The organism is Mycobacterium sp. 1165178.9 (assembly GCF_001673555.1).
GTDB lineage: Bacteria > Actinomycetota > Actinomycetes > Mycobacteriales > Mycobacteriaceae > Mycobacterium.
Genome location: NZ_LZMB01000164.1, coordinates 1 through 12243, shown reverse-complemented (window position 1 = coordinate 12243; position 12243 = coordinate 1). Strand labels below are relative to the sequence as shown.

Annotated in this window: 13 protein-coding genes and 1 pseudogene; 5 read left to right on the top strand and 9 right to left on the bottom strand. The window is 68.1% G+C overall.

Translation table 11 applies throughout. The features are described 5' to 3' along the window. From A5652_RS07975 to glmS, 4 genes are all read right to left on the bottom strand, one after another. The coding region (locus tag A5652_RS07975; protein WP_197513829.1) for an NAD(P)H-hydrate epimerase at positions 1–705 on the bottom strand (705 nt) is incomplete at its 3' end. A 127-nt stretch (positions 706–832) separates the two neighbouring features. Next, entirely contained in the window at positions 833–1549 is a 717-nt protein-coding gene (locus tag A5652_RS07970) for a rhomboid-like protein (RefSeq protein ID WP_369805765.1), read from the bottom strand. Between the two features lie 70 nt (positions 1550–1619). Then, on the bottom strand, positions 1620–2531 hold the full coding sequence (locus A5652_RS07965) for a DUF4436 domain-containing protein (RefSeq protein ID WP_067348854.1): 912 nt from the start codon (positions 2529–2531) through the stop codon (positions 1620–1622). Positions 2532–2654: 123 nt separating this feature from the next. Next, positions 2655–4529 (bottom strand): glutamine--fructose-6-phosphate transaminase (isomerizing), encoded by a 1875-nt coding sequence (gene glmS, locus A5652_RS07960; protein ID WP_067348850.1) that lies wholly within the window; start codon positions 4527–4529, stop codon positions 2655–2657. Between the two features lie 143 nt (positions 4530–4672). On the opposite strand from glmS, the pseudogene A5652_RS07955 reads away from it, so the two are divergent. The 5 genes and pseudogenes from A5652_RS07955 (at position 4673) to A5652_RS07935 (ending at position 7991) form a co-directional block, all read left to right on the top strand. Continuing rightward, positions 4673–5019, top strand: a pseudogene (locus tag A5652_RS07955) (DUF2510 domain-containing protein). 391 nt (positions 5020–5410) lie between these two features. Then, on the top strand, positions 5411–5608 hold the full coding sequence (locus tag A5652_RS07950; RefSeq protein ID WP_067348847.1) for an Rv1535 family protein: 198 nt from the start codon (positions 5411–5413) through the stop codon (positions 5606–5608). An 82-nt stretch (positions 5609–5690) separates the two neighbouring features. After that, positions 5691–6530: a dienelactone hydrolase family protein gene (locus A5652_RS07945; protein ID WP_067348844.1), complete on the top strand. Its 840-nt coding sequence runs from the start codon at positions 5691–5693 to the stop codon at positions 6528–6530. A 31-nt stretch (positions 6531–6561) separates the two neighbouring features. Further along, entirely contained in the window at positions 6562–6912 is a 351-nt protein-coding gene (locus tag A5652_RS07940) for an ester cyclase (RefSeq protein WP_067348839.1), read from the top strand. 38 nt (positions 6913–6950) lie between these two features. Further along, positions 6951–7991: an LLM class F420-dependent oxidoreductase gene (locus A5652_RS07935; protein ID WP_067348835.1), complete on the top strand. Its 1041-nt coding sequence runs from the start codon at positions 6951–6953 to the stop codon at positions 7989–7991. A 4-nt stretch (positions 7992–7995) separates the two neighbouring features. Here the strand turns inward: A5652_RS07935 and A5652_RS07930 are convergent, their stop codons facing one another. From A5652_RS07930 to rplM, 5 genes are all read right to left on the bottom strand, one after another. After that, positions 7996–9372: a hypothetical protein gene (locus tag A5652_RS07930; protein ID WP_067348832.1), complete on the bottom strand. Its 1377-nt coding sequence runs from the start codon at positions 9370–9372 to the stop codon at positions 7996–7998. Between the two features lie 3 nt (positions 9373–9375). Beyond that, positions 9376–9705: a type VII secretion target gene (locus A5652_RS07925; protein ID WP_067348828.1), complete on the bottom strand. Its 330-nt coding sequence runs from the start codon at positions 9703–9705 to the stop codon at positions 9376–9378. Between the two features lie 42 nt (positions 9706–9747). Next, a complete protein-coding gene (gene glmM, locus A5652_RS07920; protein WP_067348825.1) occupies positions 9748–11094 on the bottom strand; it encodes a phosphoglucosamine mutase in 1347 nt (448 codons plus the stop codon). A 149-nt stretch (positions 11095–11243) separates the two neighbouring features. Further along, the gene (gene rpsI / locus A5652_RS07915; RefSeq protein ID WP_369805766.1) at positions 11244–11762 is read right to left on the bottom strand and encodes a 30S ribosomal protein S9; all 519 of its coding nucleotides are present in this window, start codon (positions 11760–11762) and stop codon (positions 11244–11246) included. 17 nt (positions 11763–11779) lie between these two features. Next, positions 11780–12223 carry a 50S ribosomal protein L13 gene (rplM, locus tag A5652_RS07910; RefSeq protein WP_067348858.1) on the bottom strand — a complete coding sequence of 148 codons (444 nt, stop codon included), beginning with the start codon at positions 12221–12223 and terminating at the stop codon, positions 11780–11782. Between the last annotated feature and the right edge of the window lie 20 nt (positions 12224–12243).

The window sequence follows — 12243 nt, the reverse complement described above, 5'->3', positions numbered from 1 at the left end:
TCGGCGATCGACGCCGCGACCGGGGCCATCACCGGTCCCGCGGTGCACGCCTCGCTGACCGTCACCTTCGGCGGCCTCAAACCCGTGCACGCACTCGCCGACTGCGGGCGGGTGCGGCTGATCGACATCGGACTCGACTTGCCCGAGACGGACGTGCTTGGGTTCGAGGCCGCCGAAGGTGACGGTCAGCGAGGCGTGCACCGCGGGACCGGTGATGGCCCCGGTCGCGGCGTCGATGCCGCTGGGGATGTCGACGGCGATCACCGGGATTCTCGCGTCGTCGACGGCGGCGAACACCTCGGCCGCGGCGGGCCGCAGCGCTCCGGAACCGGAGATGCCCACCACGCCGTCGACAACGAGATCGGTTGTCGGCGAGACACTTTCGACGATGCGACCGCCGGCCCGCCGAAACGCCGCCAGGCCTTTGCGGTGGGTGCGCTCGGGCTTGAGCAGAATCGCGTCCGCGGCCACGCCGCGACGGCGCAGGAAGGTGGCCGCCCACAGCGCGTCACCGCCGTTGTCGCCGGAGCCGACGACCGCGCACACCCGCCGCCCGGTCACCCCGCCGGTGCGGACGGCCAACTCGCCGATGATCTCGGTGGCCAACCCGTAGGCCGCGCGCCGCATCAGCGCGCCGTCGGGCAGGCTGGCCAGCAATGGCGCCTCGGCCTGGCGGATCGCGTCTACGGAGTAGTAATGCCGCATCAGAGTCAGATTACGTGTCGCCGTCGCGGCGGACAGCCCGCGCTCAAAAGGCCGGCATCCACGGCCACCGGCACCGCATCGGAATGGCTTGGCGTCCACGGTCTTTCGGTGCCGGCCGGGGCCGGCATCAGGCCGAGGTCTCCGGCGGGACGCCGCGGCGCGCCATGGCCCGCAGGCGCGCGGGACTCAACGGGCTGCTGCGTTTCGAGCGCGTGCGCGTCATCGGGTAGAAGCACAGGCCGATGAAGATCGAGGTGAAGTGCCCGATCGCGGTGAAGTTCAATTCGCTGCCCATCGTGATCAGCGGAAAACCGAAGATGATGAGCAACACCCCGAGATATCCCCAGCGCCACGGCCGGACGATGTGGTAGCTCAGCACGGCCATCACGCCGACGAGGAAGTAGCTGACCCCGATGTCGCGGGCGTGCACCAGCCGTTGGGGGGCGTCGTGGTCCTCGATCGCGAAGTAGAGGATGCCTTCGCTGATGTAGGTGGCAAGGATGTGCGAGCTCAATCCCACAGTGAGCCAGCGGAGCTGGCCGAGCCAGTGTTCGGCCGGCGCGAGAAACAGTGTGAACAGCAGCAGGTAGGGCTCAAAGTTTTTGCCGTCGATCCACAGCAGGCTGGCGAACAGGACGCCGAGCGGGTCGCTGCCCAACTCGTGAATGTTGGTGGAGCGGTGCAGCAGTACGGAGTGCAGCTCACGGCCGGTGAGATGGGTCTGGATGAACGTGGTGATCATCAGCACCAACAACCAGCAGTAGGTCAGCGGGGCGCTGATGACGAAATGCCAGACCACGAGCGTCATGCTGCGCACTCGTTCGCGAACCGATGGACCCGCCACGACATCAACCTTCGCACGCGGGGCGGGGCCGCCGGACGACTTCGGCGGCAAACACGCCGCCGGCGACTGGCTACTTGGCCGGCGTGGGGGCCGGATCCGCCGGGGCGGGGTCCGGTGCCGGATCCACCGGCGCGGGGGCGGGCACCGGCAGATGCCGCCACCAGCAGCCGATGTAGAGAATCATCGAGACGGCCAACGCGACCAGGACCCAGATAACGACGGTGATATCGACCCAGCTGCCGAATGGCGGCGATCCGGGTAGCGCGTTGCGCAAGGGCACCACCGCGAACAGCATGGCCGCGTACCACGTCGTCATCGGAGGCTGAAACGGCCGCCGGTCGCGCGCCGTCTGGATCGCCACGACCAGAGCCAGACTGGCGATCGTGATGAGCACGCCGAGGATGACGATGGCGAACGCCGCGGTGGACAGCGAGCGCCGCACGTTCAGTCGGTAGGGACCGTCCGCCTGGGCTCTGGTGGCCGATAGCCGCCAGCCCGACAGGTGATCGACGAAGGTGACCGGCACATGGTCGGGTGCCCGGTCGGTGTCGGGCCCGTAGAAGATCTCGACTTCGATCGGCCCTGAGCGGTATTGATCCAAGGGCCAGCGCTCGATCTCGCCGGCGATGGTCAGCGGGACCGCCATCAGGCCGGGCAGCATGCCCTTGGTCCAGGTGTGGCGGGCAGGCATCGCGGCCGACCTGACGCGCAGGCTGAGATCGTCCTTGAGGCGGTGGGTCGTTGGATCCAGCAAGGCCGATCCGGGATTGAACGCCAGATTGACGGCAAGCACGCTGTAGTTGGATTGAATGTCTTCGACATTGATGGTCGCCGACGGCCTGTTGCCGTCGGCAGCCGCGGTGGCCACATCCAGACGCCGGCCAGTCCCACTTTGTGCGTACATCGCGACCGCTATGACGTATGCCGCGAGGATCAAGACGACGAGACCTACGACGCCGTACTTCGTGCCGGCCGATCGCATACTTCCTCCCGTACGGACTTCACCCCAACCCACCTGCCGCAAATGCTGCCCCAGGGCAATGTAATGGATCGGCTGGGTGTCCGCCGGTGATACGGGCGAAGAAGCGGCGCGAGCTATGCGCGCCTATTCAACGGTGACGGACTTGGCCAGGTTTCGCGGCTTGTCGACGTCGTAGCCGCGGGCCTGGGCCACCGACGCGGCGAACACCTGCAGCGGGATGGTCGACAGCAGCGGCTGCAGAAGCGTTGATACAGAGGGGATTTCGATCAGGTGGTCGGCGTACGGGCGCACAGTGTCATCGCCTTCCTCGGCGACGACGATGGTTATCGCGCCGCGCGCCTGGATCTCGCGGATGTTGGACAACAACTTGGCGTGCAGCACGGCCGACCCCTTCGGGGACGGCATGATGACGATGACGGGCAGATCGTCTTCGATCAGCGCGATGGGGCCGTGCTTGAGCTCGCCGGCGGCGAATCCCTCGGCGTGCATGTACGCCAATTCCTTGAGTTTCAGCGCGCCTTCCAGCGCCACCGGGTATCCGACGTGGCGGCCCAGGAACAGCACCGTCGGGGACTGGGCGAATTGATAGGCCAAGGCGGCCACCGGCTTGATCGTCGCGATGACCCGCGCGACAAGATCCGGCATCGCCTCCAGCTCGTGGTATTCGCGCTGCACCTCGTCGGGGTACTTGGTCCCGCGGGCCTGCGCCAGCGCCAGCCCCACCAGATAGTTGGCGGCGATCTGGGCCAGGAACGTCTTGGTCGAGGCCACCCCGATCTCCGGCCCGGCGCGGGTGTAGAGCACGGCGTCGCACTCGCGAGGAATCTGCGAGCCGTTGGTGTTGCAGATCGCCAAGACCTTGGCCTTCTGTTCCTTGGCGTGCCGGACCGCTTCGAGGGTGTCCGCGGTCTCGCCGGACTGCGAGATGGCGACCACCAGGGTGCTGCGGTCCAGAACGGGGTCGCGGTACCGGAATTCGCTGGCCAGCTCGACCTCGACCGGCAGCCGCGTCCAGTGCTCGATCGCGTACTTCGCCAGCAGGCCCGAGTGATACGCGGTGCCGCAGGCCACCACGAACACCTTGTCGATCTCGCGGAGTTCCTGATCGGACAGCCGCTGTTCGTCGAGCACGACCCGGCCGTTGACGAAGTGTCCGAGCAGGGTGTCGGCCACGGCTGCGGGCTGCTCGGCGATCTCCTTGAGCATGAAGTACTCGTAGCCGCCCTTTTCGGCGGCGGCCAGGTCCCAATCGATATGGAATTCGCGGTATGCCTTGGGTCCCAGGTCGTCGTTGCCGTCGAAGTCGGTGATCCGGTAATTGTCAGCGGTGATCACCACGGCCTGGTCCTGGCCGAGTTCGATGGCGTTGCGGGTGTGCGGGATGAAGGCCGCCACGTCGGACCCGACGAACATCTCGCCGTCGCCGATCCCGATCACCAGCGGGGTGGAGCGGCGGGCGGCGACGATGGTGCCAGGGTCGTCGGCGTTGGCGAACACCAACGTGAAGTGGCCGTCGAGGCGGCGCAGCACCGCGAGCACCGACGCGGCGAAATCGCCCGCGGTGGGGCCATGCCGGTATGCCTGTGACACCAGATGGACGGCCACCTCGGTGTCGGTGTCGCTGGCGAACTCCACGCCCTCGGCCTCCAGCTCGTGGCGCAGGTTGGCGTAGTTCTCGATGATGCCGTTGTGGACCACGGCGATCTTGCCGGCGGAGTCGCGATGCGGATGCGCGTTGCGGTCGGTGGGGCGTCCGTGGGTGGCCCATCGGGTGTGGCCGAGGCCGGTGGTTCCGGTCAGTGACGACGCCGGCATTGCGGCGATCGCGTCTTCCAGGTTGGCCAGCCGGCCGGCACGGCGGCTGACCGTCAGGCTGCCGTCGCCGTTGACCAGGGCGACGCCTGACGAGTCGTAGCCGCGGTACTCCATCCGGCGCAGCGCGGACATGACGACCTCACAGGCGGGCTGCTGCCCGACATAGCCGACGATTCCGCACATTCTGAACAGGGTAGTGCAGACGGACCACCAACATTGCACTCCACGGTTAGGGTTAGGCCGCCCACCTGCGCGAAAGGCCCACTGTGACGTACCCCTACCCGCAGTTCACCCTCCGGCTCACCGAGCACATCGGTGCGGTCGTCATGTTTCAGCAGCGCAGCTACACCTTCACCGGCACCCTCGAGCAATGCGAAAGCGCCTACCGCAGCGCGCAGACCCACAACTTGCTGGCCGGTTGGTGGAGCGTGTTGTCGCTGTGGTGATGAACTGGGCCGCGCTGATCTCGAATTGGACCGCCATCCGGCAGGTACGTCGGCTGGCCGCACAGCCGCCCATGGCCGGCTATGCCCCCGCCCCGCCCGTACCGGCCGGCCCGCCGCCGGGATGGTATCGCGACCCGTCGGGGGCCGGGCAGCGATATTGGGACGGCGCCCGGTGGACGTCCTGGACCCATCCACCCGGCGCCGCGTATCCCGCGCCAGGACGCTGACTTTCATTCACTCACTGGTCATAAACGGCGGAAGTCTATTTCACCTGATGTATTCGCAACGTTTTCGTTCGCATCAAGGTCCACGGGATACATCGCCTTAACATTCGAAATATCAGCAAAGACCGGAAAGAACCTTAACCCATCGGAAGGGCGGGCTGCTTTGCGCCCAACCGCTCACGATTCCACAGCGTGGCAGCTACAAAACGGTGGCCATTCGATTTGCAGTCGAGCTTTTGCCGGGAATAGGTCAGATATTCTGGCTACCTGGGGACCTACGCTTTTAGCCGAGCCATGAATTCGGGTCAGTGGTTGTTAACCGGGAATTGTGCAACGAGTCGTTTTGAGATGCGTAACTTTCTCCGACCGCCCGTCGGCGCCATAGGAGGCGATCATGACCGCAGTTCGCTACGACGATCTGGTGCCCGCCCCCATGGCGCCGGCGCCCCGGCAGAGGCCCACGCCGCGCCCGCAGGCGTCGGCCAACTCCGGAAATCCTTTGACGGACATGACCACCAAACTGCTGTCCGTCCCGCTTAACCAGCTCTACGCGGCGCTGTGGCGGATGGGTGTCATCGAGGTCAGGGGCTAGACGGTCGCCGCGCGCCGGCGGGGCAAGCCGTGCGGCGTTCCTTCTCCCCCGGCGCCCGATTGCGATGCGCTAACGTCAACGCGTGGCCCGCATCCGCAAGCTCGTCGCAGCTCTCAGCCGCCGTGGCCCGCATCGGGTTTTGCGTGGTGACCTGGCCTTTGCCGGCCTGCCCGGCGTGGTGTACACCCCCGAGGCCGGGCTGAATCTGCCCGCCGTGGCGTTCGGCCACGAGTGGCTCACGAGCGCGGCCCGGTATTCGAACCTGCTCGAGCATCTGGCGTCGTGGGGCATCGTGGCCGGCGCTCCCGACACCCAGCGCGGCGTGGCACCCTCGGTGCTCAACCTCGCCTTCGATCTCGGCACCGCCCTGGACATCGTGTCGGGTGTGCGCCTGGGCCCCGGCAAGATCAGCGTGCATCCGGAAAAGCTCGGCGTGGCCGGACACGGCTTCGGCGGCTCGGCGGCGGTGTTCGCCGCGGCCGGGATGCCGGCCAAGATCGCCGCGGTTGCGGCGATCTTCCCCAGCGTCACCAGCCCGCCCCCCCAGCAGCCGGCGGCCTCGCTGAAGGTTCCCGGCGTGATCTTCACCGCGCCCGGCGATGCGAAGACGCTGAACTCCAGCGCTTTGGCACTGGCCGGCGTGTGGGACGCGGCGACGCTGCGCATCGTCAGCAAGGCCGAGCCCGGTGGGCTGGTGGAGGGCCGCCGACTGACCAAGGTGCTGGGGCTGGCCGGAGCGCACCGGCGCACCCAGCGGTCGGTTCGGGCGCTGCTGACCGGTTACCTGCTCTACACGCTGGGCGGCGACAAGAAGTATCGCGATTTCGCCGATCCGCAAGTGCACCTGCCGGGCACCAATGCGATCGATCCCGAGGCCGAAGCGATTCCGCTGGAAGAGAAGATCGTCGCGCTGCTGAAGTGAGAAGGCAAGGCTGACCGGGTAATTGACATTTATGTCGACCGTGCAAGCGCTCTACGACCGCTGGATCATCGAACTGTGGAACGGCCGGCCCATCGCGGCCGAGATCGTCACCGACGACTTCGTGGGTCACTGGCCCGGCCGGGAGGTGTGCGGGCCCCAGGAGCTTGCGCAAATAGTCGAGCAAACGCGAAGCATGTTCTCGGACTTGAGTTTTGCCATCGAGATCGGTCCGCTGTCGGACGGCGATCTGGTTGCCGGGCGCTGGGTGGGCACCGGCCTCGGTCCGGACGGCCCGGTCTCGTTCACCGGCAACGACATCCTTCGCCTCGCCGCCGACGGCCAACGGTTCGCGGAGTACTGGACGGGCACTTCGGCGGGCTGAGGATCCCCGGCCGCGCGACAGCGTGGTAAGTGTCATTGATGCGAATCGGGATCGCCCTGAATTATTCGGGCGGCTTTCACGAGGCCGTGGACCGCGTGGTCGAACTCGAAAAGTCCGGTATCGAAGTCGCGGTTGTGGCCGAGGCGTATGCCTTCGACGCCATCAGCCAATTGGGCTATCTGGCCGCCAAGACCAACACCGTCGAGCTGGCGTCCGGCGTGCTGCCCATCTACATCCGCACGCCGTCGCTGCTGGCGATGACCGCCGCGGGACTGGACTACGTGTCCGACGGGCGATTCCGCCTCGGCATCGGCACCTCCGGGCCGCAGGTGATCGAGGGATTCCACGGCGTCCCGTTCGACGCCCCGATCGGCCGCACCCGCGAGATCGTGGAGATCTGCCGCAAGGTGTGGCGCCGCGAACGCGTGCGATACGACGGCAAGCATTACCAGCTGCCGTTGCCCGCGGATCGCGGAACGGGTCTGGGCAAGTCCCTGCAGCTCATCAATCACCCCGTGCGCGAACGTATTCCGGTCAGCATCGCCGCGTTGGGCCCCAAGAATGTCGAGCTCACCGCCGAGATCGCCGAGGGCTGGCAGCCCGTCTTCTACCTGCCCGACAAGGCCGCGTCGATCTGGGGCGAGTCGCTGGCGGCCGGCGCCGCCAAGCGCGATCGAACATTGGGCCCCCTCGATGTGATGGTGCACGCGTCGTTGGCAATCGGGGACGACGTCGACGATCGGCTGGCGTGGGTCAAGCCGCAGCTGGGGCTCTACATCGGCGGGATGGGCGCCAAGGGCCACAATTTCTACCACAATCTGGCGACGCGGTATGGGTTCGGCGAGGTCGCCGACCGGATCCAGGAGCTGTATCTGTCCGGACGCAAGCAGGAGGCCATCGACGCCGTTCCCGACGAGCTGGTGCGCGGCATGTCGCTGATCGGCCCGCCCGGATACGTCGCCGAACGGATGGCCGCCTTCGCCGAGGCGGGCGTGACCACGCTGTTGGTGAACCCGCTGGCCGCCGATCGCGCCGAATCGATGCGGTTTGTCGAACAAGCCCTGAAGCTGCGGCCCTGAGCGGTCACTGCCCCGCCTGCGGAAGCTGGTCGGCGGCAATCTCGCACGGCGTCGATCCCTGGTCGGCCGCGGGTGCCGGTTCGGCGACGGGGGCGGCCGGAGGTGCGGGCGGCGCGTCCGGCGCCGGTGTGCCGGCCGGCGGTGGGGCCTCGACCGCCGTGTCGTCGGGCTCGGGCTCAGGTTCGTCGACGGACTGGCCGGTTTCGGCGGGATCGCCGGCGGTCTTGTCGTCTACGGCCTCGTGCGCGACCTCGTCGGTGTCCTCGGTGCCGTCGGGATCGTCTGCGCGGTAGGGCTTCTCGTCGAAAGGGTTCTCGCCGTCGCTCAATGCTTCCGCGCCGTCCAGTCCGTCACCGGTCGATCCGATCAGCCCGCCCACCGCGTCGACGATCCGGCCGGCCAGCCCGAGAAGGCCGCCGCCACTGCCGAGTCCACCACCGCCGAGACCGCCGCCCCCGAGCGCGCCACCCCCGAGCCCACCGAGATCGCCCGCCGGCATGCCCAGGGCATCGCCGAGCGCGGTTCCCCAGCCCGCAGGCGGCGCGGCGGCGACCGGCGGCGGCGGAGTCACCGAAGCCGGTGCGGCACTGACCGGGTCGGGCGCCGCGGCCGGCAACGTCGGCGCGGGAGCCAGCGTCGGTATGGGCGCCGCGTCCACCGGCGGGGCGGGGAGTTGCACCCGCGCAATATCCTTCCCGAGATCGCCGGGGTATTCGAAGCTCGTCGCCGGGACGGCGGCCATCTTGTCGATGACCATGGCGTAGGACGTCTCGACGCCGTCCGAGGCGGACCGCATCGCCGTCACCCAGTCGTTGCGAATGTCGTTGTCCACGTATGGCATCACCTGCTGGCGCACCACGTCGGCCGCGCCGTCCCGGTCCCCCGCCAGCACCGCTGTGGCGGCCGTGAGCCATGCCGGCCGCTGAATTCGCACGCGGTCATCGACGGCGACGGCGGTCGCCACCTCCGAATCGACCAGATACCAGAGGTTGTCGCGCAACGATTCGCATCGTTGGGCGGCCGCGCGCAGTTCGGTGACGACGGCGTCGCCGGTGTCGCAATGCCGCTGCAACAACTGCACCGCGGCGTCCCCACCCGGACCGATCCACGCCGCGGCCAGCTCGGCCACCTGGGCGCGCTGCATTCGAAGCGCTTCGGCCGCCACCACGCCCGCGGCCCGCAACTCCGCACAGTCGCGGTCCAACGCGCGCAGGTCCAGGCCGTCCTCACCCGCATACCGTTCGCGGACCTGTGCGGGATGCGTTGTCAAATCGGGGTTTTGGTAGCCCAGCGCGTGGCAGGCCTGCACGTAGGTCTGGGTGCGCTCGACGGCGGCCCGGCCCTCGTCGAGGCGCGCGGCCACATCCAATCGGTCGGCCACGGGTTAGGCGATCCGCGCCGCGGCATACAGTTCGGCATCGGCGTAGCGCTCGGCGCTCGACCGCAGCGCGGTGGCGATCTCGGCCGACGCGCGCGACCACTGGGACACCTGCGCCACCAGCCGCTCCAACTCGACGCGCAGCGCGTCACCCCGCGCGGTGTGCGTCCGCCCGGCGCTGGCGCCGCCGAAAGCCAGCCTGGACAAGTGGTCGCTTACCGCGCGGTCGATGAATTCGGCCGCCATCGCGAATTGGTCAGCGACCCGCCGCACCGCCGACAAGTCGATCTGCGTGCGGGCGATGGCTACAGGACATGTTCCCCCAACGGATTTCATGCCTTATCCGACGCCTGCGGGCACGGCGGGGTTCCGGGGAGATCAGAGCGCGTGGCTGACCGCTTCGGCGACTCGGGTGGCGACCCGCTGGGCGACGTCCTTCTCGGGCGCTTCCACCATGACGCGGATCATCGGCTCGGTCCCGGAGGGGCGCAACAGGATTCGGCCGGTGTCGCCCAGTTCGGCCTCGGCCTGTCCGACGGCGCTCTGCACCGCGGGCGCGCTGGCGGCGGTGTCCTTATCGGCGACCGTCACGTTGATGAGCACCTGCGGCAGCGTCTTCATCACCGAGGCCAGCTCGGCCAGCGGCGAACCGGTCTGCACCATGCGGGTCATCAGCCGCAGGCCGGTGACGATGCCGTCGCCGGTCGAGCCCAGCGCGGGCATCACGATGTGCCCGGACTGCTCGCCACCCAGGCTGTAGTCGCCGGCACGTAGTTCCTCCACGACGTAGCGGTCGCCAACGCCGGTGGTGCGCACCGTGATTCCCGCCGAGCGCATCGCCAGATGCAGCCCCAGGTTGCTCATCACTGTGGTCACCAGTGTCTTGGACGCCAATTCGTCGGCCTCGTGCATCGCGAGCGCGAGGACCACCATGATGTGGTCGCCGTCGACCAGGTTGCCTCCTGCGTCGACGGCCAGGCAGCGGTCGGCGTCCCCGTCGTGGGCCAGGCCCAGGTCGGCGCGGTGTGCGACGACGGCCGCGCGCAACGAATCCAGGTGCGTGGAGCCGCAGTTGTCGTTGATGTTGAGCCCGTTGGGTTCGGCGTTGATCGCGATCACCCGGGCACCGGCGGCGCGGTAGGCGCGCGGGGCCACCGCGGAGGCGGCGCCGTGGGCGCAATCCACCACCACGGTCAATCCGTCGAGGCGCAGCGCGCTGGCCTTGCTCAGGTGGCGCAGGTAGCGGTCGGCCGCGTCTTCGGCGTCGATGACCCGGCCGATCCCGGCGCCGACCGGACGCAACCCGGGACCGACAGGGACATCAGCGAGCAGTGCTTCAATGTCATTTTCGGTGCGGTCGTCGAGCTTGTGGCCGCCGGGGCCGAAGATCTTGATGCCGTTGTCGGGCATGGGGTTGTGCGACGCCGAGATCATCACCCCGAAGTCGGCGTCATAGGCGCCGGTCAGGTAGGCCACCGCGGGAGTCGGAAGCACCCCGACCCGCAGCGCGTCGACACCTTCACTGGTCAGCCCGGCGATCACCGCGGCCTCCAGCATTTCGCCACTCGCCCGCGGATCGCGACCGATCACCGCGACCCTCCGGCCCGGGGCCGGCGTGCTCGCCAAGTGCCGCGCCGCCGCGGAACCCAGCGCGAGCGCCAGCTCGGCGCTCAACTCGTGATTGGCGACCCCACGGACACCGTCGGTGCCGAATAGTCGACCCATGCGACCAAACCTCTCACAGTTGTCGGGCTAGCACCTAACTTGCCCGTTCCTTTGTGGACGAAACGGGGCGGGTCCGGGCGCAGACACGCCGCAACCGGCCACAACTTGTGCACCACGATGCCAAGTTGTGGCCGGATTGCGACTGCTGATCAGCGCTTGCTGTACTGAGGCGCCTTGCGGGCCTTCTTCAGGCCGTACTTCTTGCGCTCGGTGGCACGCGGGTCACGGGTAAGGAACCCGGCCTTCTTCAGCGGGGGCCGGTCCTCGGGCTGGGCCAGGATCAGTGCCCGGGCGATGCCCAATCGCAGCGCGCCTGCCTGCCCCGAGGGGCCGCCGCCGTGCAGCAGCGCATAGATGTCAAAGCTTTCCACCCGGTCGACGGTGACCAGCGGGGCCTTGATGAGCTGCTGGTGCACCTTGTTCGGGAAATAGCCCTCCAGGGTGCGGCCGTTCAGGTTGAACTTGCCGGTGCCGGGCACCAGGCGCACCCGCACCACGGCCTCCTTGCGGCGGCCGACGGTCTGGATGGGCCGGTCGAACACGAACGGCGCGGCGGGCGCTGGCGCTTCCGCGGTCTCGGAGGCCTCGACCGGGGCTTCGGTGACTTCGGCGACGGTCTCTGCCGCTTCTGGGGTTTCCGGGCTCTCCGGGTTCTCGGGGTTTTCCAAGGCCTCGGGCGTTTCGGTCACTGGGCCACCTGCTTGATCTCGTACGGAACGGGCTGTTGTGCGGCGTGCGGGTGCGTCGGACCGGCGTAGACGTGCAGCTTGCGCGCGACCTGACGGGCGAGCTTGTTCTTGGGCAGCATGCCGGTGATCGCGTCCTCCACGACTCGGTCGGGGTGCTTCTCCATCAGCTCGCGGATCGTTCGGCTGCTCAGACCGCCGGGATATCCCGAGTGGCGGTAAGCGAGCTTCTTGTCCAACTTCTGGCCGCTGAGGGAGACCTTCTCGGCGTTGATGACGATGACGAAGTCGCCGCCATCGACATTGGGGGTGAACGTCGGCTTGTGCTTGCCGCGCAGCAGGGTGGCTGCCGCGACGGCAAGGCGGCCAAGCACCACGTCCGTGGCGTCGATGACGTGCCACGACCTCGTGGTGTCACCCGCCTTTGGCGTGTACGTAGGCACAGCGCTTACCTTCTTCTTCT

Bases quoted from the DNA above. Each gene is read 5' to 3' on its own strand.
- glmM (WP_067348825.1), bottom strand. From the start codon at position 11,094: ATGGGTCGACTATTCGGCACCGACGGTGTCCGTGGGGTCGCCAATCAC.
- A5652_RS07965 (WP_067348854.1), bottom strand. From the start codon at position 2,531: ATGCGATCGGCCGGCACGAAGTACGGCGTCGTAGGTCTCGTCGTCTTG.
- A5652_RS07925 (WP_067348828.1), bottom strand. From the start codon at position 9,705: ATGAAATCCGTTGGGGGAACATGTCCTGTAGCCATCGCCCGCACGCAG.
- A5652_RS07950 (WP_067348847.1), top strand. From the start codon at position 5,411: ATGACCGCAGTTCGCTACGACGATCTGGTGCCCGCCCCCATGGCGCCG.
- glmS (WP_067348850.1), bottom strand. From the start codon at position 4,529: ATGTGCGGAATCGTCGGCTATGTCGGGCAGCAGCCCGCCTGTGAGGTC.
- A5652_RS07940 (WP_067348839.1), top strand. From the start codon at position 6,562: ATGTCGACCGTGCAAGCGCTCTACGACCGCTGGATCATCGAACTGTGG.
- A5652_RS07935 (WP_067348835.1), top strand. From the start codon at position 6,951: ATGCGAATCGGGATCGCCCTGAATTATTCGGGCGGCTTTCACGAGGCC.